The sequence below is a fragment of the Paenibacillus cymbidii genome, from assembly GCF_004764705.1.
GTDB classification, from domain to species: domain Bacteria; phylum Bacillota; class Bacilli; order Paenibacillales; family NBRC-103111; genus Paenibacillus_AN; species Paenibacillus_AN cymbidii.
This window is the reverse complement of sequence record NZ_SHLX01000030.1, coordinates 1-24,604: the sequence shown is the minus strand read 5'-3', so window position 1 is coordinate 24,604 and position 24,604 is coordinate 1. Positions and strand designations below refer to the sequence as shown.

Sequence of the window (24,604 nt, the reverse complement as noted above, 5' to 3'; positions counted from 1 at the left end):
CAAGCCGCCCGCTATCCGCGAACGGCCGCCGCGAAGCGCGCTTCCGCCGCCGGCCAGTCGACGACGGTCCACCAGGCGGCGATGTAGGCATCGGCGTCCGCGCCGTACCGCCGCAAGTACGCATGCTCCCACATGTCGAGCGCCAGCAGCGGCACGGCGTGCCGGTCCGCCAGCCAGCGGTCGTGCGCCGCGCTGCCGATGCCAAGCCGGCGTCGCTGCGGGAGCCAGGCGAGGAACGCCCAGCCGCAGCCGGCGACCGACCGGGCCGCGGCGGCGACCCGGCGGCGGAACGGCTCCGCGCCGCCGAAGTCTCGCGCCAGCGCATCGGCCAGCGCGCCGCCCGGGGCCGGACCGCCCCGGGCGTCGGCGTCGCCAGCCCGCCCGGCGGCCGGGCGCATGCTGCGCCAATACAGCGCGTGCAGCTCATGCTCCATCGCGCGGTAGGCGGCTTCGCGCATCCAGGCGACGCAGCCTGCGGCGTCGCCTGCCGCATCGGCTGACGACAGCATCACTTCGGCGCGGTTCAGCGCCTCGACGTGGCGGCGATGATGCACGCCATGATGCTCGCGCACCGTAACCGCATCGATCGCCGGCTCCAGCGCGTCGAAGGAGTAGGGCAGCAGCGGCAAAACATAAGAAGGCGCAGCCGAATCTGCCTTTGCCGCCGCGCCGCTTTCCGCTGCTGACGCATCCGCCAGCGGCTTTATCGACCAGCTGCCTTCGCCGGTTATCGTCAAGTCGCCGGGCGGCCCGCTCGCGTGCATCGTAACTTGCTCTTGCGTGATATATCGCGCGGTGCGTTGCTCGCGCAAGATGAACCGCAGCGCCGCCTCCGTCTCCGCATTCGTTCGCAGCGTTTCGTTATCGCCCGCCAGCCGCTCCAGCTGGCGGGCGAATTGTTGTTGCTGCGCTTCGGCGAACCGCTGCAGCGCCTCCGCTTGCCGGCGCCGGTCATCTCCGCCGGCGCCGAGCAGCCGGTCTGCGGCTGCTATCGTTTGCCCGAACGAAAGCTCCCACTCCCGCAGCCATTGCAAGTACCTCGGCTCCAGCCCGAGCGCTGCCGCGCGCATCAACGTCGCATGCGCAAGGCAGTCGAACGCCTGCCGCCGGGCGAGCATAAGCCCGTGCAGCCCAGTCGTACCTCCCATAGGAATCCCCTCGCTTATACCGCTATTTACCTTGCCCGCAACGCTCTTTACCTCGCCTGTACCGCTCTTCCCTTCACGCGCATCTTGCCTATACCTATTCCCGCCCCGTTCGTGCTATGCGGCGCCTTCACGTTTTGCGATATTCAAAGAAAGTATCCACCATTGCAAGATCGTTCCGTTGAACGCGGCCGGAAGGCACCATTACAATGAAGGCGTCTGCGGGCAAAGGTAGACAGGAGCAGCACCGTTTGTTTCACGACAAGGAGGAACTTGCAATGGACAGGCAGCAAGGAAGCTGTTATTATGTCGCGCCGGAAGGCGACGACCGGAACGACGGCCTAACGCCGGAAGCTTCGTTTCGCACGATCGGCCGGGCGGCGTCGCTTATGCAGGCGGGGGATACGTGTTATATTCGCGCAGGCGTCTACCGGGAGACGGTCAAGCCCGCCCATTCCGGCACGGCGGCGGCGCCGATCCGGTTCGAAGCGTATGCGGGGGAGCAAGCAGTCGTCAGCGGCTGCGATCTCGTCACGAACTGGAAGCGTTGCGACAACACCGGCGCCATTTATCAAGGCGAGATGGACTGGACTATGGCGGACGGCAACGGCAATATCGTTTTCGTAAACGGCGAGCTGTATCACGAGGCGCAGTGGCCGCATCCGACAGACCGGCTGGATCTGGCGTCGTATGCCGTTGTGGATCGCGCCATGCATGAGGATGGCGAAAGAGCCATTTTCGACGAGGACTTGACGGCTTTTCCCGACGGCTATTGGGACGGCGCCATCGTCGCTTGCGTGCACGGCGTCGGTTATTTCATCTCGACCGCTCGGGTAACGCGATTCGCTGGCGGCACGCTTTACCACGAGCCCTGGATAAGCTCGGCCGCAGCGTATCGGACGCAGGCCGGGGACCGTTATTTCCTGACCCGCAGCCGCCGGGCGCTGAACGGCGGGAAGGTTTGGCACTACGATCCGCAGGAGCGGCAATTGTATCTCGCGATGGAGGACGGGAACGATCCGCGGCAAACCGAAGTCGAAGCCAAACGCAGGGAATACGCGTTCGACCTGCGCGGGCTGGCGCACGTGGAAGTGATCGGCATCGATTGCCGCGCGTCGTCGATTACGACGGAGCGGGCGCATCATTGTTTGATCGCCGGCAGCCGCCTGACGGCGCTTGACCGTTATTTCGGCTCCAGGCAAACCATTTACGGAAGAACGAAAGGGGTGGAACTGGGCGGTCACGACAACGAGCTGCGCGACTGCGAAATTTGCTGCTTCGAAGGAATTGGCGTTCATGTCGAGGGACGGCGCAACAAGGTGGTCAATTGCTACATCCACGACGGCAACTGGGAAGCTTCCTATGCCAGCCTGGTCAAGCTTACCGGTTCGGAGCATCTGGTCAGCCACTGCACCATTACGCGGGCGGGCAGAGCTTGCGTATCCGGCGTTTTTGCCCGTTCGGTCATCCAATATAACGATATTTCGTTCGCCAATTGTCTGGTGAAAGATTCGGGCATCATTTATTTGTTCAATCACGACTTCGACAACAGCGAAATTCACCACAACTGGCTTCACGACAATATTTCCACTCATCTGAGCTTCGGCTTCTACATGGATGCCTGGACGAGCGGCGTCAACTTTTTCCGCAATGTGGTGTGGAACGTTCCCCATCACGGATTGCATCTCAATCGGCCGCTGCAGCGTACGCTGGTGTACAACAACACGTTTTACGGCAGCGGCGACGCCCATTCGAGCGTATTTTGCTTCGACGATATGTGCGGCGTGCAGGTGGCGAACAATATTTTTGCGGACGGGGTTATTTCCGACTGGGGCGAGGACAGCTTGATGGCGCACAATCTGATTGGCGCGGGTGCTGCATTTGTTGACCCGCAGAACGGAGATTTCCGCTTGCGCGGGCATTCGGCGGCCATCGATGCGGGTGTGGAGATCGCCGGGGTGACCGACGGATACAACGGGACGGCTCCCGATCAAGGGGCTTACGAATATAACGGGGACGATTGGATGCCCGGCCATCGGTTCGGGGTTCGCCGGGAAGCGGAATGGCGGCTGACGAATTTGACCTGCGGCAGCAAGCTTGGCAATTGCGGGTTCGAATCCGGCGACTGGGGCCCATGGCGAGTGGCGGGCGGCGATCCGCGCGTCGTGGAGGAATGCGCCTGGGATTACAGTTGGTACGGTTATCACTCCGTCGCGCGCAGCAATAAATTTGCCGCGGCGCTCGGGAAAGGCGACCGGATCGAGCAGCACATTACCGGGCTTGCGCCGAACACAACCTATACGTTCTGGATCGGTTCGCGGACGGGAGAGCTGTACCGGCAGGCGATCCGCTATGACGAGTGCCGCGCGGGGGAGGCTTGGGAGACGGATGCGGCGGGCAGCCATGCGGTTTATCGCGATGCCGCTTATGTGGGGCCGATGCGCGAAGGGGACTGGCTGAAATTTGCCGATGTCGATTTTGGCGATACGGGGCAATACAACCATCTGTCCCTGGGGCTGAACAAAATGAAAGGTCCGCTTGCGATCGAAGCCAGGCTCGACCGGCCGGACGGGGAGCTGCTGTGCCGGCTGGCCATTGCCGACGACTACGACGGGGTATGGAAATACGTGCAGACGACGATTCGCCCGGCGGGCGGGAAACGGCACTTGTACCTGCTGCTGCACGGAGGAACGGGGCAACTGCTGCTGCAAAGCTTCAAGCTCGGGCATTCGCACGCGGCCAGTCCGCTGCGCGTGTCGGTCGGCGGGCACGGGAACGAGACGCAGGGGACGGTGTCCAAGGTCATCCGCAGGCTGAATTGGGACGCCAGGCCGGAGCAGCTCCATTTTACAACAGGGGAGAACGGAACCGAAGCGGTCGTGTCGATTGCAAACGAGGGCAAGTATTTCGTCCATGTGGACGATTGCGGGCTGTGGAACCCGCACCTGTGAAAGATAGTATTGTCGTTTCGATGATATTACAATTGTTATTGCGCTCCGATCTTCGTAAGATGCGAAGTACCGGTAAGCGTTTTCTTCGCCGGTGCCACTAATTTGTAAAGGGGATCAGCAAACATGGGCATCACCAAACGATGGATGGCCGGGGCGATGATGACCGCCCTGGTAATGGGCGTGCTTGCCGCCTGTTCGTCCAAGTCGGGCACGGAATCGTCGCCCAAGCCTTCGGGCGCGGCGGCAACGGCAACGCCGGCGGCATCCGCGGCTCCGGAGAAACCGATCGAAATTACCTGGGCCAACATTTATCCGCCGAACGACGACAACAGCAAGGTGCAGCAGTACCTGGAGAAGAAGTTTAATGTCAAAATCAAAAACGTCCGCATCGACCGCTCGAACTGGGACGCGCAATTCAACGTCAAAATCGCCGCGGGCGAAATTCCCGACATCATTCCGTTCGCGCTCGCGGGAACGCCCGAAGCGTACAAAAAACAAGGCATTATCGCCAGCGTGTCCGTCGATGAAATTCGCAAGTACATGCCCAAGTACATTGCCAGCATCGAAGCGCTTGACCCGCTCGTCTGGGAAAGGGCTACGGTCGACGGCAAAAACTACGGCATTCCCCGCATCTTTTCGGCCGGCTCTACACCGTTCCTGCCGATCTACCGGGCGGATTGGATGAAAGCCGTCGGCGTGACAGAGGCGCCGAAGACGATCCAGGAGCTGGAGGACTTGCTGTACAAGTTCCGCAACAACGACCCCGACGGCAACGGCAAGAAGGATACGTACGGCCTGGACGCCCGCGGCAAGGACGCGCTTGGCACCAATACGTTCTCCGTCGTATTCGGCGCGTTCGGCATCAATTCATATTCCTGGCAGCCGGACAAGGACGGCAAGCTGCAGTTCGGCATGGTCACGGAGCAAGCCCGTCAGGCGTTCAAGCTGCTGGCCAAATGGTACAAGGACGGCGTGCTCGACCCCGAGTTCGTGACGGAAGATGCGGCGAAATTGCAGCAAAATATCGCCGGCAGCCGGGTCGGTTATATCGATGCCGGGCTGTGGTACCATTACATCGCCGGCGGCGCGTACGAAACGCCGTTCAAGAAGGCGAATCCGAATGTGGAGCTTGTGGTCGGCCCGCTGCTTTCGGGACCGAACGGTCCGGGCGTCGGTTATTCCTTCGGCATCAAACAATATCCGATCGCGTTCGGCGTCCAGCTGGAGAAGGACGAAAAGAAACGGATCAAAATTTATGAGATGATGGAAGCGCTGGCGACCGATGACGAAGTTTATCTGATGGCCACTTATGGCGAAAAAGGCGTCGATTGGGAAATAAAGAACGGCGTGCCGGCGATGATTAACCCGGATTACAACGATATGGTCAAACGCGGCGCGGCGCTTGGCGCGGGCAACTTCTATTCCTACTTCACCGGCGCCAGCCCGCTGATGGACAAGTACAGCTATTCGCAGGAGCAGCTCGCTCAGCGCGACAAGTGGACGAAGGGCCAGAAGACGATCGAAAACAGGTATCCGCTGAACGCCAAACCGAAGGCGGAGCATCCGAACCTCGACAAGATGCAGAAGGAATACTACCTGAAATTCATTCTTGGCGAAGTGGATTTGGACAAAGGCTTCGACGATTTCGTTGCCCAGTGGCGCAAAGAAGGCGGCGACGATTTGACGGAAGCGGCCAACATCGCTTACCAGGCGAACAACAAAACCAAATACTGATCCGACTTGACCAGAAGCAGCCGGACGCCACCCGCGTCTACGGCTGCTTCTTTTTTGCCGCCGCACCCGATTTTCAAAGATAATGCACATGGGTGAATGATGTTATCGTAGCGGGGGCGCCGCAGCGCGGATAAGATGAAGCTACTCGACGATAAAGGTGTGACGCATAGTGCAGGCTGATTCCCGCTTTTGGAAGCGCTATACCAAAAACAAATATTTGCTGCTTTTGCTGCTTCCCGTGCTCGTTTGGTATGTAGTGTTCGCTTATATTCCGATGTACGGCATCATCATTTCGTTCAAGGATTTTAAGCCGCTGCTCGGCATTACGGGCAGTCCCTGGATCGGGCTGCGCAATTTCGAACTGCTGTGGGACCCGTACAGCGGGTTCGTCCCGGCGGTCAAAAACACGCTGATTATCAGCTTCTATCATATCGTGTTCGGCTTTCCGGCGCCGATTGTGCTGGCGCTGCTGTTCAACGAATTGAGAGCCAAGCTGTTCATGAAAGTGGCGCAAACGATTTCGTATTTGCCGCATTTTTTCTCCTGGGTCGTGATGGCGGGCTTGCTGAGCGCCGTGCTGTCGCCTTCCTCGGGAGCGGTGAACGAGGTGCTGAGTTGGTTCGGCATCGATCCGATTTATTTTCTCGGGGATAAACATTGGTTCCGGTTTACGCTGGTCGTGTCGAGCATCTGGAAGGAAATCGGCTGGGGCACGATCATTTATTTGGCCGCGCTTGCCGGCATCGATCCCGACTTGTACGAAGCCGCGGTGCTGGACGGCGCCAGCCGCTGGAAGATGATGCTGCATATCACGTTGCCGTCGCTTCTGCCCGTCGTTTCGATCATGTTCATTTTGCGCATCGGCGGCATTATGGACGGCGGCTTCGACCAAATATTCAACCTGTACAACCCGGCGGTATACGCGGTTGCCGACATTATCGACACCTTCGTTTATCGCACCGGCTTGACCTCGTTCCAGTACAGCTTCGCCACGACGGTCGGCCTGTTCAAGAACGTGATTGCGTTCCTGCTGATTCTGCTGACCAACTACGCGGTGAAAAAGGCCGGCCAGGAAGGATTGGTGTAACCTTATGCTCAGTCGGATGTCCTACGGGGAGAAACTGTTTCAATGGTTCGCCATGGCCCTGATCGTTGCAATGTGCGTATTGATGCTGTACCCGTTCCTGCATGTGCTTTCCATCTCGATGAGCACCTACAAGGAGTCGCTGCGCATCGGGCTGCACTTGTACCCGCGCGCCATTTCCTGGGACGCGTATGAGAATGCGTTTGCCGCGGGAGATATTTGGCTGGCGATGGGCAATTCGGTCTTCCGCACTGTCATCGGCACGTCGCTGTCGATCGTGCTGATGAGCTTCGGCGCCTATGCGCTGTCGAAGAAGCATTTGCCGGGCCGGTATTTTTTTACGATGGTTATCGTGCTCACGATGTTTTTCAGCGGCGGTCTGATTCCGTCGTACTTGCTGATCAAAGCGCTCGGTCTGATGGATTCCAGATGGGTGCTGGTGGTGCCCACGCTGTTCAATACCTTTTCGATGATGATTCTGCGCAACTTTTTCATGAGCCTGCCGGTCGAGCTCGAGGAGTCGGCGAAGCTGGATGGCGCGAACGATATCCGTATCCTGTTCTCGCTGGTCATGCCGATGTCGAAGCCGATTCTGGCGACGGTGGCGCTCTGGACGGCGGTCGCCCATTGGAACGCCTGGTTCGACGCGCTGATCTACATCAGCGATCACAAGAAGATGGTGCTTCAGCTTTACTTGCGCAAGCTGATTATCGAGAACCAGGACCAGGAAATGCAGAGCATTATGCTGCAAGCGACCGGAGGAGCGAAAATGACCGCCGAAACGGTCAAGGCCGCCGTGCTGATGATTGCGACGATTCCGATCGTGCTGGTGTATCCGTTCCTGCAGAAATATTTTGCCAAGGGGCTGATGGTCGGTTCGTTGAAAGGATAACAGGAATTAACCGGGGTTGGCCGTACGGAAGAAAGTACACTACAATATAGAAAGAGAGCGGCATTCGCAGGGGGGATAACGATGGGGATTGTATCGAAATATACGAGTCGATTCTGGGTTCGCCTTGTTTTCTCCTACCTGATTCTGGCTGTTCTGATCATCGGCTTGTTCGGCGGCTTGCTCTACACGCGCGCGAACAACATGATGGTGGAGGAAGTGTCGCAAAGCAGCAAAATCAGCCTGGACACGATCCGCGACTACACGGAGCGCACCTTTCTGCCGCGATTCGTGGAGACGAACAAATTGATGGCGACGATCAATCCGGACAGCGCCAAGGAAACGATGTTTCTGCTTGACAATCATTACCGCGACAACGGTTATTTGATTCCGGAGCTGAACAGCAGCCTGAAGGTCGCCGCTTACGCCACCCCCGGGACGAAAAATATTACGTTTTATTATCTCAAAGACCGCATTGTCGTCGACGCCAACTATTTCTACGAATCGACGGACCGTTCGCCCGACAGCGAATTCGTGTCCCGGCTTGCCGAAGTTCCGAAGATGACGTGGCTGCGCCGCAACGTGCAGGCGGATAACGGCACCGAATATGCGGACAGCCGCGTGTTGACCTATGTGTATACGCTTCCATTCATGGCCGAAGGGGACGCTGTCAAAGGGTATATGTACATCGACGTCGACGTGGCGTATCTGGAAAATGTGCTGCAGACGATGCTGGCCCCGCAGCTCGAGAAAGCGTATGTGTTTGCCCCGGACGGCGAGCTGTTGTTCAGCACCGCTGCCGCGGACAACAGCCAGCTAAGTTCGTTGCGGCAGGAGAGCGGGCAGCGCCAGCCCAGCTTCCGGGTACGAACGGAGGACGGGGTCAGGGAGGTCGTTTCGCACTCCCCCGCCTCCTTGTCGCAGTTGGATTGGTCCTACGTCATCGTCCGTCCGATGCAATCGTATTTCCTTTCGGCGAACAAGTTCAAGGACGACATTATCAATGGCTGCATCCTGCTGCTGGTTCTCGGCGTGCTTTGTTCCTATTTCCTGTCGCAGCGCTTCTACATGCCGGTGAAAAAAATCGTCTCCTACATCCGCAAGCAGCATGCGGACAATATCGCGCCGCATACGCGCAACGAATACGCCATCATCGACAACGTGCTGCATTCGCTGGACAGAAGGCTGAACGAGCAAACGCGCGTCAGTCTGGTTCATCATGCGATTCACGGGAACGTCGAGGCGCTGGCGGACGGGCGGCTGCTTCCCGCCGATTCCTGCTGCATCGTTGCCGTCGTTCGGACCGACGGCGGCGCGGAAGCGTTCAAGCGGCGGCATCAGGCGGCATCGCAAGCGGTGCGCAGCGAGCTTGTTTGCATGAACGCCGATGAAATCGTCATCTTGTTCTACTTGCCGGGCGAGGACAACAAGGCGCCGGGGGCGGCGGTGCGTGCGTTTATCGAGCGGCTGCGGACGGCCCGGCCGGAGGAGGCCGGGTTCAGCTGCGGTTTTGGCCGTCCGGCGTTTGCAGAGGAAGACGTTCACTTGTCCTACAAACAGGCGCTTCATGCGCTCAAATACACCTTTCTCTATGGCATGAACGTCACCATCGGCTACGATCAAATCGATTCGCGGCGCGGCTTCGGCAAGAAATTTGCCTACGACGGCTATCAGAACGCGCTGCGCGCCGCGGATGCGGAGTTGGTCGAAACGTTTCTTGCCGATTTTTCCCGCGAGCTTGGCCGCGAGGACCTGCAGATCGAAGTGGTCGAATTCGAAATCATGCAGCTGATCACCCGGCTTTCGCATACGATTATCGAGCTCGACCTGCATGAAGCGGTCATATCCAGCACCGACTTGTTCAGCGAATTTAAAAAAAGTACGCTGGCGGAAACGCTCGACTGGCTGCGCCACATCAATACGGCGATTATGGACCGCCTGCGCGTCAGCTCGGAAAATCCGCATTATGCGATTATCCACGATTTGAAAGCGTATATCGACACGCATCTGGAGGAGGACATCTCGCTGGACTCCTTGGCCGAACGGGCGTACTTGTCGCCTTCCTACATCTCTTCATTGTTTGGCGAAATACTTCACGTGTCGTTTTCGACTTATTTGACGAACGCGCGGGTCGACAAGGCGGCGGAGCTGCTGCGCGGCAGCACGCTTACGGTCACGGACATCACGACGGCCGTCGGCTACCACAACATTCAATACTTTTGCCGCAAATTCAAGGAGAAGTACGGCGTGACGCCGATGCAGTACCGCAAATCCGCGACCCTTGCGCCGGAGCAGCTGCTGACGCCGGAGAGCGGTTGATCGATTACAAGCCGATTGTGGCGATTCTCCAAGGATGTTTATACTGGCAAGCTGGGCGAAGACGAGTTGAAGGAGCTGACGGCGATGGATAGCATGATCGAAAAGACGGAAGCGAAGCTGGAGCAACTGAGCGGCGATCCGCTGGCAATCGAATTGGCGGAAGCGCGGGAGAAGGCCATCCGGGACTGGAATTCGTCGATGGCGGGAAGCCGGGAGGAAGGACGAGAAGAAGGCAGGGAGGAAGGGATCCTGCTTGGCGAAACGAAGAGCAAAACGGAAACTGCCTCCAAGCTGCTGAAGAGCGGGATGAAACGAGGTTTCGTGGCGGAGATGACCGGATTGACGCTGGAACAAATCGACCGTTTGGACGCGGAGCGGCAACCATGAACAGTGAAGTTGCAGAGTATTTACTATGAATTTTCGATTACAATCGATGGATCGGGAGTGAATTCGGCGCATTCTATATGATTTTTCGAACATAATGGATGGGTTGGGAGCGAGTGCGGCGAATTCTGTATGATTTTTCGACTATATGCGGCTTTCTGTACTTTCCCGATGGTGCACCGTTAATCAATAACCACAAAAAGATGGCTTATTTCGCCATCGCCCCATACTCGAGTTGCGGGACAACGACGTGCTATCGGCACTCTTGTTCCTTTTTGTTGTGCTCGGCGACACCAATCATATATACTAAGTGTAACCGAGTTTCATGAGGTGAAACGAAAAGGGGCGGAGCCGCGGATGGATGACGGCAAATTAACGGTGCGTGCCGTGGAACGGGCGCTTGATGTGCTCATCTGCTTCACAGACAGCGCCGAACTGAGTTTGACGGAAATTTCCGCTCGCGTGGGGCTGCACAAGAGCACGGTGCATCGGCTGCTTGCTTCCCTCGAAGGCAGAGGCTTCCTCGTTCGCAGTTCGGCTACGGATAAATATAAGCTCGGGCTGCGCATCTGGGAGCTGTCCGCGCATCTGTCGCACAGCGACGATCCGGCGGTTGCGCTGCTGCCCGAGATGGAGCGGCTGCGCGATACGATCGGCGAAACGGTCAGTCTGTACATTCGCGACGGGCTGGAGCGGGTGCGCATTCAGGCGGTCGAAAGCACGCAGGCGATTCGCCGCGTTGCGCCGGTCGGCGCGCGCATGCCGCTGTATGTCGGCGCATCGGGCAAGGTGCTCGTCGCCTTCGAGACGCGCCAAGTGGAGCGCGACCTGTTGTCCGCGCGCGATTGGCCGGCGTCGCTCGACCCGCAGGCGTACCGCGGCAAGTTGGCCGAAGCGCGCAAAACCGGCTTCGCCATGAGCATTGAAGAGCGCGAGCCCGGCGCGGCCGCCATCGCGGCGCCGATTTTCAGCCGCTCGCACAAGCTGGTGGCGGCGCTCGCCATATCCGGCCCTTCGAACCGGCTAACCGCGGATAAGATGCGCGAGGACGCGCCGCATCTTATCGCTTTCGCCGCGCGCATGGGCAAGATGATTCGCTGATGAGTTCCGTATGCGGCCGGATAACAAAATAGTCCATAAAAAATGGCTTATTTGCCCGATTTGGCCTGCCTCGTCGGAAATAGCCAGTGGAAACATGGCCTATTTGCTCCGCCAGGACCCCGAATCAGGCCCTTTAGCCAAAATAGCCAGTGACTTCACTGGCTATTTTGGCGAGGTACCCCGTTTTTGGCGAAATAGGCAATAAAGCAGGGCCTATTTTATTTCCGTAATAGGGTCAGAAGGGCAACTCCCGAATTTCGTCCCGGGTTATTCGCACCGTCCGGTCGTTGAGCCATTCGATGCCTTCTCCCTGTTTTCCGTTCGTCTGCGGGGCGAGATAACCGATTTCCAGTACGAACGGTGCCGCAAAACGCGTGAACGGCGCAATATCGCCCATGCGCCGCACGGCTCTGGCCGCACCCTCGCGCACGACCCGGCAAGCTTCTTCGCCGCTCAAATGTTCGGCTGCTTCGATTCCTTTGCCCCGCTTCACGACGGCCGTTTCGATCTCCGGTACGAACATGAGCGCCTCCAGCGCGGCTTTATCGTCGCCGGCAAGAAATACGGTCGGCACGCCCTGCAAGCCTGCGATCAGCGCCCGCGCGCCGAATTCGCCGATAAACACGCCGTTCAGCCTGTAGTAGGCGATCGCCCGCGAGGAGTACGTATGATTGAGCGGCGCGTCGATCGTCCCCGCCATCGCGTGCTGGCCGACGAATAGCAGCGCATCGTAACCTTCCAGCTGCTTGTAGGGCTGATTTTCCCGCAAATATCGGCCGCCGATCACATCCGCCGCGTTCAACCCGCCCGGACCATGCCCGTCCCAGACGTCGATAACGGCATCGGCATATACGCTGCGAATGCCTTCGATGCACGCGTTCACTTCGCGCGCCAGCAGCTTCTTCGCGGCTTCGATCCGCTCCGGCGCCCCGTCGCCCGGACGCGTCTGCTTGAAGCTGTCGACACCGGCCGGCCCCTCCAGATCGGTAAGAATGAAAAAAGACTTCATCCGCAATCAGCCTCCTTTAAAAACACTTCCATTAGCATACTATCGATACCCGGAAAAGAAAAGCTCCGCCCGAGCTTGCAAAGCTCGCCTCACGGCGGCATTCCTGCGGTTGCGGGCAGCGCATGCAGCCACATTAATTTATGAAGCACCGGCAAAAAGTAAACGTATACATTTTCGAATCGCATTTGTACAATGGGGTCGTGACGGGCGCCCGTCACCAATTTTATTAAAAAAGGGTGGTACACAAATGCAGAACAGGACGAATCGACTGCGGATGCTTTCGAGCGCGCTGTTGGTTGTCACGCTTGCCGTCGCCGGATGCAGTTCTTCGAATTCTTCGGGTTCTTCGACCGCTCCAAGCTCATCGCCAGCATCAACGACCGCTGCATCGGCGTCGTCTGCCCCCAAAGAACCGATCACGCTAACCGTCTGGATGCCTGTAGAGTCGCAGCAGCTGACGTACTACAACAATCTTGCCGAAGCTCCGGTTGCCAAAGAGTTGATGAAACGTACGGGAGTTAATCTGAAGTTTATCCATCCGCCGTCCGGGAATGAGAAGGAACAGTTTAACGTGATGGTTGCGGCGCGCGATTTGCCGGATGTGGTAATGGGCTACTTCGACGGCTATAAGGGCGGAGCGTCGCAGGCGGTCAAAGACGGACTGATCATCGACCCCAAAGACTACATTAAGGACTATGCGCCCAATCTGACGAAAATATTGAATGCCGACCCGGATATCGGCAAGCTGATGAAGAATGACGAAGGCCAGTTTATCGGATTTGGAGCGCGTGTCAATAACGACGTGAAGCGGGGCCAGGGCATGGCTTACGCCGGGCCGATGATCCGCAAGGACTTGCTCGATAAGGCCGGTCTGGCCGTTCCGGAAACGATCGACGAATGGTATAACGTGCTCAAGACATTCAAGGCCAAGTTCCCGGACCTGCAATCGCCGCTGGGCTGGTCGGATATGAGCGAAACCTCTTACTTCATCGCCAGCGCCTATGACATTCCGAACAAAGGGTGGTACCTGAACGGCGATAAGATTGCTTTCTCCAATATCCAACCGAATTACAAGACGTATTTGGAAACGGTTAATAAATGGTATAAAGAGGGATTGATTCAGAAAGATTTTGCGACGGACGGCTATACCGACAAGGTTCTCCCGCTGGTGAAAACCGGGAAAGTTGCTGCAGCGCCGATGCACTTGTACTGGTACGGCGTAATTCAACCTGAATTGCCAAAAGACTTCGAGTTTGTCGTTGCGCCGCAGCCTACGTTAACCAAAGGCCAGAAACTCCACATCCGGGTAGACTCCGGCTGGGGCGTGCTCATGGCGAATACGAAGTACATCACGACCAAAAACAAGTATCCGAAGGAAACGATCAAATTTTTCGACTACCTGTATTCGGACGAAGGCAAGCTGCTGACGAATTGGGGCATCGAAGGCGAATCGTACAAAATGGTGAACGGATCGCCCGAGTTTACCGAGGCATACACCAAGGAAATAGCCAAGATGGGTTACCTGTACACGCCGAATGTGCTCAAGGAACGGATCGACGACCGGATGAACCGGATGCAATACAAGCTGCCGATCCAGCAGCAAGGGTTCGATCTGTGGGCCAAACAATCCGATACATCGATGGTACTGCCTCCGGGATTGACCTTTACCAGCGAGGAGCAGGCGGTGAATACGAAAATCATGACGGATGTCGATACGTATACGAAAGAAATGAACCTGAAATTTATGATGGGCGTGGAATCGCTGGATAAGTTCGATTCGTATGTGAAAAAAATTCAGGATTTCGGCATCGATAAAGTGACGGCCAATTACAATGCTGCTTATGAGCGCCTGAAGAAGAGATAATAGCAAGTGGATTCGGGACAGGGCAGCGGCCCGGAGGCCGCTACTCTGTCCTATTCTTGGCAAGGAGCGGGAAGCGCATGCTGACAACGTTACGCAAGGATTTCGCCAAGTACAAATATTTATACCTGATGGTAGCTCCGCTGGTGATATACTACGTTGTATTTCATTACATGCCGATGTACGGGGCGGTCATTGCGTTCCAGGATTTTAGCCCGGGCCTCGGGATCGCGGGAAGCAAGTGGGTCGGGTTGCAGCATTTCAGCGATTTCATCAACAGCTACTACTTTTGGCGCCTGGTGAAAAACACGTTTCTGCTGAGCTTCTACAGCCTGATCTTCGGTTTTCCGGCGCCGATTCTGCTGGCGCTGCTCATCAATGAGCTGGGGAAGGATTTATTCAAGCGGTTTGTGCAAACGATCAGCTATTTGCCGCATTTTATTTCAACGGTGGTCATCTGCGGCATCGTCATCGACATGACGAGTTCCGACGGATTGATCAACGACATCATTGCCATGTTCGGCGGCGAACGCGCCTCGTTGCTGTCGAATCCCGGGCTGTTTCGCACCATTTTTGTGTCCTCGAGTATTTGGACGGAGCTTGGCTGGGGCACGATCATTTATTTGGCGGCCCTTTCCACCGTCAATCCGCATTTGTACGAGGCGGCGGAGATGGACGGCGCCGGTCGATATACGAAGATTCGTCATATTACATTGCCCGCGATCGCGCCGGTCATCGTCATTTTGTTGATTTTGCAAATGGGCAGGCTGCTGTCCGTCGGCTGGGAGAAAGTCATGCTGCTTTACAATCCGCTCGTCTACGATACGGCCGACGTCATTTCCACGTACGTATACCGCAGGGGGCTGGAGCAGGCGGATTACAGCTACAGCACGGCGATCGGCTTGTTTAACGCGGTCATTAACTTTATCCTGCTTGTGATAGCGAACAAGATCGGCCAAAAAACGAATGAAACCAGCTTGTGGTGAGGTCTGTTATGAAAATGAGAACCGGCTTGGGCAGCAAAATGTTCGACGGCTTCAACCTTGTATTCATGGTCGTGCTGATGGCCGTCACGTTGTATCCGATCCTTTATGTGCTGTTCGCATCGTTCAGCAACCCGACCGCCGTGGCAACGTCAAGCGGCATTTTGTGGCATCCGGTCGATTTTACAACCGCAGGATATAAACTCGTGTTTCAGAACAAAAATATTTGGCACGGGTTCCGAAATACGCTCACGTATGTGTCGGTGGGCACGATTCTCAGCCTGAGCAGCACGGCGCTTGCCGCGTATACGTTGTCCCGGAAAGGGCCGCTGTGGAATAAGCTCATCATGATGATGATCGTAGTTACGATGTTTTTCGGCGGCGGTTTGATCCCGATGTTTCTGCTCATCAAGAAGCTCGGCATGATCAACACGATATGGGCGATCGTGCTGCCCCCCATGATTTCGGCGTATAATATTATTGTGATGAAAACGTTCTTCCAGGGGATTTCCAATGAACTGATCGAGTCGGCCAAGATGGATGGCGCCAATGACTTGACCGTATTTTTCCGCATCGTGATGCCGGTGTCGTGGGCGGTTATTTCCGTCATCGGCCTGTTCTACGCCGTAAGCGAATGGAATTCCTGGTTTGCGGCGAGCATTTATTTGCGCGATCGCGAGCTGTATCCGATGCAGTTGTATTTGCGCGAAATTCTGGTGCAGAACAAGGTGGACTTCTCGATGGTCAGCACCTCGGACATGGACGGGATCGCGGCCAAACAAATTATCAAATATGCCGCCATTATTGTCACCACATTGCCGATCCTGTTCGTGTACCCGTTCCTGCAAAAATATTTTGTCAAAGGCGTCATGATCGGCTCACTGAAGGAATAGGGGGAATGAGCAATGGCCAGAAAACTGCTGTTCGACTTGCGTGTCAAGGCGGAAGAGGGAGCCGTCCGATTGTATTTCGGCAAAACGACGCCGCTGTTTCAATCCGATCCCGGAGACCGGGACCCGCTCGTTATCCGGATCTATCGCAAGGAGGAGCCGGCGTTCGAGTTCGGCCGCGATTACGGGGAATATTTCATCGGACTTGACGTTGCGGACGCCGAGTTGATCTACGAAGGGCGGCTCGAGGCGGTCGACGCCAGGATGTACAGCTACACCGACCGTACCGTCAAAGTGGGAGGCACTTACGCTTATTGGGTATCGGGCGACCGTGGCGATATTCCCGTAGGACCGGTGCCCGTGCGTTTGCGCGATACGGAAATCTGGTGGCCGCAAGCTAAGGTGGAGCGATATATGGAAAGGCTCGCCGCGACATATGCGGACCAAGTCGCAACAAGAAGCTTCGGTCGCACGATCCGCGGACGCACGATTAGCGGGCTGTTCGTCGGCAACATGCAGAACTGTATCGCCCTCGTTGGTCTCGTGCATGCCGGCGAAGCGGGGCCGGAGCTGATCCTGCCTGCGATCGAACGGCTGCTGCGGGAGCACGCCGACTTGCTGCGGCACGTCGGGGTGGCGGTTCTGCCTTCCGTCAACATCGATATGCGCGAGCTGCAGGTGTTGGGAGAGCCGTCCTATTTGCGCACGAATTATAACGGCGTCGATATCAACCGCAATTTTCCGGCGAATTGGGAGACGATCGATCATTCGTACGGACAAGATACGAGCAATCCGCACGTCAGCACGTATCGAGGAGAAGCTCCTTCCACCGAGCCGGAAACGCAGGCGTTGATGGCGTTTATCCGGCAAACGGCGCCGCGCGGCGTATTTTCGTTCCATTCGCTTGCCAGCATTTGCGGCGATACTTTCCTGACCTCCAAATATGCGGCCGGCGACAGCGAGTTTACGGGCAAATGCTTGCAGTTGATCAAAGCGTACAGCCACGGATTTGCACTCGGCGAAGCGTACAAGATCCAGTTCCATTACGGATGCCGCGCCGGAAGCTTGCCGCATTGGTTGTACGCGGAGTCCGGCATCCCCGGCTTCGATCTGGAATGGGACCGCCGGGAGCAGTCGAAGGCGTCGCTTGTTGATGAGACGACGCGGCAAATGCTGGAGGAGTATCAGACGCGGCATTATCACGGGATCGCCAGCGTACTGCAATGGCTGCACGAGCATCCGGCGGAACAAGCGGCGCAATTATAATCGGACGCATAAAGTGGGGGACAGGCAATGAAGACAGCGGATGCGGACAAAACCGCCATAACGCTCGGCAGCAAGCGGCTGCGGCGCAAGATCGAAATTCATGCCGGAGGAGCCGGAACCGTCAGTTTGACCGTAGACGGGGAAGAGCTGCTGTCGGCTTGCAAGGAGTTTTCTTTTCAGGTGAAGCAACGAACGGTCGATGCTCCGCCCCGGGGCATCGACAAGGAGAAGGCGCCGGTCATTGAGACGACGGCTGCATTTACAGAAACGGACTTTTTGGCGGTTACCGAACAGGGCGTCTATCATGACGATTCCGCCGCCTGGGGCGAGCCGCTCTCCGTCGACGGTTCCGGCTGCGACGCCCGCATGAAGCCAATGACGGTGACCCATGAGCGGGAAACGGACGAACGCGGAATCGAGCGCCATCGTTTCGCCATGAACGGCTGGCCGTTGCCGGGACACGGATCGTTCGCGGTCGCGCTCGTGTACGAAGCGTATCCGTCCGACGCCGCCGTCCGCAAGCGGATCGAAGTTCGCAATGACAGCCCCGGCTGGTTGAAGCTGGAGCAACTGCTGATTGACGACATTCAGCTGGCGGGCGATAACAGGAGCCAGGTGGAGCTGACGCCGTCCGAGCGCGGCGCCAAGTCCAGTATACTGGCATTCGGCAATGCCGAACATACGAGAGGAGTGCTTGTGTGCAGCGAAGTGCCGTCCGCCTTGCGGGAAATGAACGACTCGGGCGGAACCGGCTATGCCGACAGCCACTTCGAATGGGTGCTTGCCCCGGGAGAAACGTTCGTTAGCGAAGCGGTTTTCCTGTATGCTTATTATGGAACCGCTGTCGACACGGGGGCCGGCATCTCGCGGCCGCTCGACCGAACGGTCGAACGCGATTTCGTCCCGTTCCTGCAGCGCGAGCTGGGCGTAAGCGCGCCTCCCGTCGAGAAGCTGGCGCCGGCGTGGTGCTCCTGGAGCAACTTCGGCAACCGGATCGACGACGCGATTGTGCGCGAGCAAGCGGGCATTGCGGCGAAATGCGGGTTTGCGACGATCATTCTCGATCAAGGCTGGCAGCGCGGGCTGCTTGGGACGGAACCCGATACGAACAAGTTTCCGGACTTTCACGCCACCAGCGCGTTCATCCGATCGTGCGGACTGCAGCTTGGGCTGTGGGTGTCGTGTTTCCGCGATCCGGACTCCAAGGATATGACGGCCATGCCGCGCGCGGAAGTGTTGCCGCTGCTGAAACGCATCGACGGGTACGGCATGAGCTTCGCCAGCCCGTGGCGCTATTATTACGCCGACGATTTGGCGGCGCTCGCCGGAGCATACGGCGCAATCCATTTCAAGCAGGACTTTACGAATGTGAAATTCGGCGATATTGCGGACGGGCACGAGAGCCGAACGCGCAAGGAGTCGCTGCTCAGAGGGCTGCGGGGGCTGCTCGAGGCGCAACGACTGGTGAGCGAGCGGGCCCCGGGCGCGGTTCCCGAATTGACCCATGAAATTTATTGGGGTACTCCCGGTACTCCTTGCGATATTGCGGCGTTGCGACATGCGGGCATGTATCACATTCCGCCCAACGACTACTCCGGGGCCGGTCATCAGAGCAGGCGTTTTTTCGAACTGGATCGGTTCGATCCTGAGACGCTGCGCCAGGGATTGATTCGCGGCTGCTTCAACGCCCGTATGCGATTGTACGCGCACCGCGGGCTGCCGCTCTGTTCGATCAATTATTACGGCGCGGCCACGATCAGCGTGCGCGGCAGCCTGACACCGGACGTGCAGGACCGGCAACTATGCAGCTGGCTGATGGGCGCGCCGCTGCTGTATGCCGGGGATCTATCTTCGCTGACGGAAGAGCATGCGGCGCATTACCGGCAACGCTTCGATCTGCTTGCGCGGCTGCAGCGCGACTACGGCATATACCGCCACTTCCAATACAGCGGCGTGCCGGAACCGACCGATACCGATTGGCATTGGTGGGGCAAGCTGAACGGCAGCGGCGAAGGGGCCGTTGTTGTCATCAGGGGCAGTCATGGAGCGGAGCGTCGTCCGATCGTCATTCCCTGGGTAGACGAAACGCACACGTACCGGGTGCATGCGCTTCTCGGTTCCGCCGCCCTCGGTACGTTCACCGGCAAGCAGCTGCAGAACGGCGCCTTGGTATTGGCGCTTCCCGCATACGGCCAGGAACTGCTGGAGCTTGCCAGGGCAACGGGTGAATAAGCGGCGCGGCTTATCGTGCGGCCAAACCATTCGGGTTATTTGAGCGATGGGTGGGGGAGTGACTGCAAATGCCTGAATTCAAACGATTTCTGCACAACAACCGGACGTTGTTTTCCTTTGTGGTTCCCTATCTGCTCATCCTGTTCATTCCCGTCTTGTTTTGCGCGGTCATTTATTTCAAGTCGATGGCCATCATCGAAAGCGAAATCGCCCGTTCGGACGATTCGATTCTCCGGCAGGTCGAGCAAAGCATGGACAGCCGGTTGCGGGACATCGAGCGGCTGGCGATTACGATCGAGCTCGATTCCAGAATCAGAGGGCTGTTGTACGTAACCGACGACGAAGATCCGATTCATAGCTATAACAAGTATTGGCTGAGCAACGAATTCCGCACGTACATGCTGGCGAACAAGTTCATCAGCCGCTTCTATATTTATTTGTACCAGTCGAATTCCATCCTGGCCTCGAACGGCGTGCACGATCCCGAGTTTTATTACTCGCAAAATTATCAGTTCAGCCACATCAGTCCGGAGGAATGGAAAACGAATGTCCTGCGGCCGGCTGTCAAGGGCTACTTGCCGATAGACGATTCGATCGTGTTTGTCAAACCGCTCGTGCCTTACGCTTCGATTCATCCGGAGGATGCGATGGGAACGATCGTGTTTCAGTTGGATGTCAGCGAGTGGCGGCATGAGCAAACGATTCTGATCGTCGACGATCAGAATCGGCTGATGTACACCTCGGAGCCGACGCGATTCAGCGAGACGATCGATTACGGGCTGCTTCGCAATCAGGAGGCGGTGAAGCTCGATTACGCCGGTCGGGAGATGGTCGCCTACACTGTTCCTTCGCAGGTTGCCAACTGGAAATACGTGTCACTCGTCCCCCGGGAATTGTTTATGCAAAAGGCGTCGGCGATCAAACGACTGACCGTCGTCGCGTTTGCGATTACGCTGGCGATTAGCGGTTGTCTCGTCTACATCTTTTCCCGCCACAACTACCGGCCGATCCATCGTCTATTGCGTGTCATCACTCACAAATCGGGTATTGCCCGTGACGCTCGCGCGAGCGAATACAAGTTTATCGAAGAAACCGTCACCCATATCGTAGCGGAAAATAAACAGATGGAGCAGAAAGTCGATCGGCAAAACAGCTCCTTGCGCGATTATTACCTGATTCGACTGATGAAAGGCAAACCCGACGACCATTTGACAGCCGCGGATATGCACGACTACTACAGGCCGTATTTTGTGTCGGACCGGTTTGCCGTTTTGCTTTTTTATATGGAAGACATTGCTTATGAACGAGGGGAAGACCTGATTTTTTTCATGACGAAAAATACCGTCGAGGATCTGGTTCGGCAAAGTCACGCGGGATACGTCGTGGAAGTCGATCAATTCATCGTCTGTTTGGTCAACTTCGATCCTGCGGACAGCGGCGATGCCAAAAAGGAGCTGCTGCATATCGCCGAACAAGCGAAACGAATCATTTCGAGCAAATTCGGTATCGTCTTCACCGTTTCGGTCAGCAGCACGCATCGTTCGCTGGAAGGAATCAAGTCCGCTTATAACGAAGCGATGGACGCGATCGAGTACCGGCTGATTTTCGGCAGCGAAAGCGTGATCCATTACGACGACATCCAGCACCGCAAGCAGGAGCATATCACGGGCAACGAGCGGTTCCGGGTCAAGGAGCGCCAGTTTGCGAATTATGTGAGAGCCGGCGATTTTCAGGGAGCGAAACAGATCATTCACGAGTTGATCGGCGACACGGCGTTTTATGCGCAAGTGCCGGTGGACATTGTCAAATGCAATATGTTCGGGTTGATCAACACCGTGATCACCACGATCGGCGAATTCAACGTCGTGCTGGACAAATCGTTTCTGACCGCACTCAGTCCGATCGACAGGCTGGTCAATTGCCGGACGCTGCCGCAGCTGGACAAGGAGATTCGGGCGATATTGGACGAAATCGAAGCTTATGCCTCGCGGAAAGAACAAATCCATGAAAATTATTTGAAGGACAATACGATTTCGTTCATCGAGGAAAATTTCCGCAACCCGGATTTGAGCGTATCGATGATTGCCGACCGGATGCAGGTTAGTTTGCCGTATTTATCCAAATTTTTCAAACAACAAACGGGCGAAGGACTGCTGGAGTACATCCAGAAAGTGCGCATGCAAAAAGCCCAGGAGCATATGGCCAAACAGGATTTGAGCGTCAAAGAAGCGGCGGCGCTTGTCGGCTATGAGAATACGATCACGTTTACGAGGCTGTTCAAAAAGTATACCGGCATCACGCCGGGGAAATTCAAAGGCGATTGAATGAGAGCATGCAATGCGCCGACAAAGGCGCAACATGAGCAAATCCTCAGGAAAATCCAGAAAAGTGGCTGCGGCGAGCGATTGCTTCCGAATTTTCGTTGCCTATGAGAATGCGCGCAGTCGAACTGTGAAAAACGTTGGATTGCGAATGGAAAAATGAATATGTTAAGTGATGAAGGGGAACGAATGGGAGGGGTATAGGTGAGGCTCGACTTTAAAGGCGATACGGCCGATCTGAATGACGGCATCCGGATCTTGGCGAAAAAACTGCCATTTGAGGTCGCCGAGGGCGGATTCCCGGTATATGTGAAACGTCATGATGCCGAGCCGTTAACGGTCGAAAAAAACGCGAGCTCGGCCACCATCTCCTATGAGCGGAAGATTCATTTTTTTCGCGCTTTGGGGCTGCTGCTGGAGCATATGGATGAGGTGGAATGGAAAACCGAAGAAACCCCGCAATTTGCGACCAACGGTATCATGTTCGATGTCAGTCAAGGCAACGCCGTCATCAATGTAGCGAACGTAAAAAAAGTATTGACCTATATGTCCCTGATGGGCCTCAATATGATGATGCTTTATTGCGAAGATTCTTACGAGGTCGAAGAGGAGCCGTATTTCGGCTATATGCGCGGGAAATATAGCGAAGACGAGCTGAGGGAATGCGACCGGTTTGCCGATCAATTGGGGATCGAGATGATTCCGTGCATTCAGACGCTGGCGCATCTGATCGACGTGCTGAAGTGGGATCGGTACAGCAAGCTGAAGGATGACGACGACACGCTGCTTGTCGGCTATGAACCGACGTATGAATTTATCGAGCGCATGATCAAATCCGCCACGGCCCCTTTCCGGTCGAAGCGGATTCATATCGGCATGGACGAAGCCTGGAAGCTGGGGCAAGGGAAATATTTGCTGCAGAACGGATACCGCAATAAAGCGGAGATCATGAACGAGCACTTGCACCGCGTCATTCAGATTGTCGACAAGCTCGGTTTGCAGCCGATGATTTGGAGCGACATGTATTTCCGGGCGGCCTCCCCGAAAGGCGCCTATTTTGATTTGTCCATTCAAATACCGCAGGAAGCGATCGACGGCGCGCCGAAACAGATGCAGCTGGTGTTTTGGGATTATTATCATCATGACGAGCATTTCTACCGGGAATTTATTCGCAAGCATCAGGCTTTCGGCCAAAATCCGATATTTGCGGGCGGCATCTGGGGCTGGAGCGGGTTCGCGATCGATTACGACAAAACGTTCCTGGCGACGAACGCCGCGCTTCGGGCATGCAAGTCGGAAGGGATTGACGAGGTGTTCGCTACGATCTGGGGAGACGGCGGCGTGGAAAGCAACCTGTACGGCCATTTGCTCGGCTTTCAGTTGTTTGCGGAGCATGGTTATTCCCGCGAGCTTGACATGGAGAAGCTGAAGAAGCGTTTCGCCTTCTGCACCGGCGGAGACATGGACGATTTCCTGGAATTTACCTGGCTGGACAGGCCGCCGGGCCTGGAGCCGGAAACTCGTTACCGGCCGGCCAACCCTTCGAAGTATTTGTTGTGGCAGGATCCGCTTGCCGGGCTGTTCGACAAAAACATCGAAGGGTTGGGCATGAAACAGCATTATCGCGAGCTTGCCGACCGTTTGCGCGCACGGGAGGCGGCGAACGCCGAGTGGAAATTTTTGTTCCGGTTTATGGGCAATATCGCTTCCGTGCTGGCGGATAAAGCGGAGCTCGGCATCGAGCTTTACGAAGCGTATCACGCCGGCGACCGGGAACGGTTGCGTTCGTTCATGGATTCGGTCCTTCCTGCGCTCATCGAGGGGATCGGCGAGCTGCGCATCAATCACCGGCAGCTGTGGATGGAGATCAACAAACCGCTCGGCTGGGAGGTTCTCGACATCCGTTACGGGGGGCTGCTGGCGCGAATGGATACGACCATTCGGCGGCTTGACGACTATTTGAACGGCTGCATCGACAAGATTGACGAGCTGGAGCAGGAGCGGCTGTATTATTCCGGGAAGCCGGGTTTGGTCGTGTGCAACATGTACAGCAGAATGCCAAGCGCCAGCCGCTTGTCGTTCAGCTGGGGATTCTAGCGGCGGTGACGGTCCGCGTGATAATTAAGCCGGGAAATCCGGCTTAATGGTGCCTGCCGGGGCCACAGGGAGGGAATAAGCCGGGAAATCCGGCTTAATGGTGCCTGCCGGGGCCACAAGGAGGGAATAAGCCGGGAAATCCGGCTTAATGGTGCCTGCCGGGGCCGCAGGGAGGGAATAAGCCGGGAAATCCGGCTTAATGGTGCCTGCCGGGATGACGTACAATAGTGTGTGTAACCAAGATTTGGAGCCTAGCCAGGCAACAAAAAAGTAGGGTATTCTCGGGATGGTCAAAGTCACCAAGAAAGGAACCCTACTCGATGACTACTATAGCGGAA

Annotated in this window: 16 protein-coding genes; 14 read left to right on the top strand and 2 right to left on the bottom strand. The window is 56.7% G+C overall.

Annotation, left to right across the window (positions count from 1 at the left end):
- Positions 1-11: 11 nt before the first annotated feature.
- Positions 12-1,148 carry a superoxide dismutase gene (locus EXY20_RS30170; RefSeq protein WP_135556146.1) on the bottom strand — a complete coding sequence of 379 codons (1,137 nt, stop codon included), beginning with the start codon at positions 1,146-1,148 and terminating at the stop codon, positions 12-14.
- Between the two features lie 275 nt (positions 1,149-1,423).
- On the opposite strand from EXY20_RS30170, the gene EXY20_RS30165 reads away from it, so the two are divergent.
- From EXY20_RS30165 to EXY20_RS30135, 7 genes are all read left to right on the top strand, one after another.
- Positions 1,424-4,096, top strand: a complete 2,673-nt coding sequence (locus EXY20_RS30165; RefSeq protein ID WP_167859635.1) for a right-handed parallel beta-helix repeat-containing protein — start codon at positions 1,424-1,426, stop codon at positions 4,094-4,096.
- A gap of 123 nt (positions 4,097-4,219) precedes the next feature.
- Complete coding sequence (locus EXY20_RS30160; RefSeq protein WP_135556144.1) at positions 4,220-5,830, top strand: type 2 periplasmic-binding domain-containing protein; 1,611 nt, start codon at positions 4,220-4,222, stop codon at positions 5,828-5,830.
- 169 nt (positions 5,831-5,999) lie between these two features.
- A complete protein-coding gene (locus EXY20_RS30155) occupies positions 6,000-6,917 on the top strand; it encodes an ABC transporter permease (RefSeq protein WP_235886271.1) in 918 nt (305 codons plus the stop codon).
- Positions 6,918-6,921: 4 nt separating this feature from the next.
- Entirely contained in the window at positions 6,922-7,806 is an 885-nt protein-coding gene (locus EXY20_RS30150; protein WP_135556143.1) for a carbohydrate ABC transporter permease, read from the top strand.
- A gap of 81 nt (positions 7,807-7,887) precedes the next feature.
- Complete coding sequence (locus tag EXY20_RS30145; RefSeq protein ID WP_135556142.1) at positions 7,888-10,122, top strand: helix-turn-helix domain-containing protein; 2,235 nt, start codon at positions 7,888-7,890, stop codon at positions 10,120-10,122.
- Positions 10,123-10,137: 15 nt separating this feature from the next.
- Entirely contained in the window at positions 10,138-10,509 is a 372-nt protein-coding gene (locus tag EXY20_RS30140; protein ID WP_328592607.1) for an Rpn family recombination-promoting nuclease/putative transposase, read from the top strand.
- A gap of 354 nt (positions 10,510-10,863) precedes the next feature.
- Complete coding sequence (locus EXY20_RS30135; protein WP_135556213.1) at positions 10,864-11,607, top strand: IclR family transcriptional regulator; 744 nt, start codon at positions 10,864-10,866, stop codon at positions 11,605-11,607.
- 235 nt (positions 11,608-11,842) lie between these two features.
- On the opposite strand, the gene EXY20_RS30130 is transcribed toward EXY20_RS30135, so the two are convergent.
- Positions 11,843-12,616, bottom strand: coding sequence for a M55 family metallopeptidase (locus tag EXY20_RS30130; protein WP_135556140.1), 774 nt, complete (start codon positions 12,614-12,616; stop codon positions 11,843-11,845).
- 247 nt (positions 12,617-12,863) lie between these two features.
- On the opposite strand from EXY20_RS30130, the gene EXY20_RS30125 reads away from it, so the two are divergent.
- The 7 genes from EXY20_RS30125 (at position 12,864) to EXY20_RS30095 (ending at position 24,266) form a co-directional block, all read left to right on the top strand.
- Positions 12,864-14,480, top strand: coding sequence for a type 2 periplasmic-binding domain-containing protein (locus EXY20_RS30125; RefSeq protein ID WP_167859634.1), 1,617 nt, complete (start codon positions 12,864-12,866; stop codon positions 14,478-14,480).
- A 77-nt stretch (positions 14,481-14,557) separates the two neighbouring features.
- Positions 14,558-15,463: an ABC transporter permease gene (locus EXY20_RS30120; protein WP_135556138.1), complete on the top strand. Its 906-nt coding sequence runs from the start codon at positions 14,558-14,560 to the stop codon at positions 15,461-15,463.
- An 8-nt stretch (positions 15,464-15,471) separates the two neighbouring features.
- Positions 15,472-16,353, top strand: a complete 882-nt coding sequence (locus EXY20_RS30115) for a carbohydrate ABC transporter permease (RefSeq protein WP_135556137.1) — start codon at positions 15,472-15,474, stop codon at positions 16,351-16,353.
- A 12-nt stretch (positions 16,354-16,365) separates the two neighbouring features.
- Positions 16,366-17,616: a M14 family metallopeptidase gene (locus EXY20_RS30110; RefSeq protein ID WP_135556136.1), complete on the top strand. Its 1,251-nt coding sequence runs from the start codon at positions 16,366-16,368 to the stop codon at positions 17,614-17,616.
- Between the two features lie 27 nt (positions 17,617-17,643).
- The gene (locus EXY20_RS30105) at positions 17,644-19,848 is read left to right on the top strand and encodes an alpha-galactosidase (RefSeq protein WP_135556135.1); all 2,205 of its coding nucleotides are present in this window, start codon (positions 17,644-17,646) and stop codon (positions 19,846-19,848) included.
- Positions 19,849-19,916: 68 nt separating this feature from the next.
- The gene (locus EXY20_RS30100) at positions 19,917-22,172 is read left to right on the top strand and encodes a helix-turn-helix domain-containing protein (RefSeq protein ID WP_135556134.1); all 2,256 of its coding nucleotides are present in this window, start codon (positions 19,917-19,919) and stop codon (positions 22,170-22,172) included.
- A 201-nt stretch (positions 22,173-22,373) separates the two neighbouring features.
- Positions 22,374-24,266, top strand: coding sequence for a beta-N-acetylhexosaminidase (locus tag EXY20_RS30095; RefSeq protein ID WP_135556133.1), 1,893 nt, complete (start codon positions 22,374-22,376; stop codon positions 24,264-24,266).
- Positions 24,267-24,604: the final 338 nt, after the last annotated feature.

Coding starts and splice junctions, on each gene's coding strand:
- EXY20_RS30170 (WP_135556146.1), bottom strand. CDS start 1,148: ATGGGAGGTACGACTGGGCTGCACGGGCTTATGCTCGCCCGGCGGCAG.
- EXY20_RS30165 (WP_167859635.1), top strand. CDS start 1,424: ATGGACAGGCAGCAAGGAAGCTGTTATTATGTCGCGCCGGAAGGCGAC.
- EXY20_RS30160 (WP_135556144.1), top strand. CDS start 4,220: ATGGGCATCACCAAACGATGGATGGCCGGGGCGATGATGACCGCCCTG.
- EXY20_RS30150 (WP_135556143.1), top strand. CDS start 6,922: ATGCTCAGTCGGATGTCCTACGGGGAGAAACTGTTTCAATGGTTCGCC.
- EXY20_RS30145 (WP_135556142.1), top strand. CDS start 7,888: ATGGGGATTGTATCGAAATATACGAGTCGATTCTGGGTTCGCCTTGTT.
- EXY20_RS30135 (WP_135556213.1), top strand. CDS start 10,864: ATGGATGACGGCAAATTAACGGTGCGTGCCGTGGAACGGGCGCTTGAT.
- EXY20_RS30130 (WP_135556140.1), bottom strand. CDS start 12,616: ATGAAGTCTTTTTTCATTCTTACCGATCTGGAGGGGCCGGCCGGTGTC.
- EXY20_RS30125 (WP_167859634.1), top strand. CDS start 12,864: ATGCAGAACAGGACGAATCGACTGCGGATGCTTTCGAGCGCGCTGTTG.
- EXY20_RS30120 (WP_135556138.1), top strand. CDS start 14,558: ATGCTGACAACGTTACGCAAGGATTTCGCCAAGTACAAATATTTATAC.
- EXY20_RS30115 (WP_135556137.1), top strand. CDS start 15,472: ATGAAAATGAGAACCGGCTTGGGCAGCAAAATGTTCGACGGCTTCAAC.
- EXY20_RS30110 (WP_135556136.1), top strand. CDS start 16,366: ATGGCCAGAAAACTGCTGTTCGACTTGCGTGTCAAGGCGGAAGAGGGA.
- EXY20_RS30105 (WP_135556135.1), top strand. CDS start 17,644: ATGAAGACAGCGGATGCGGACAAAACCGCCATAACGCTCGGCAGCAAG.
- EXY20_RS30100 (WP_135556134.1), top strand. CDS start 19,917: ATGCCTGAATTCAAACGATTTCTGCACAACAACCGGACGTTGTTTTCC.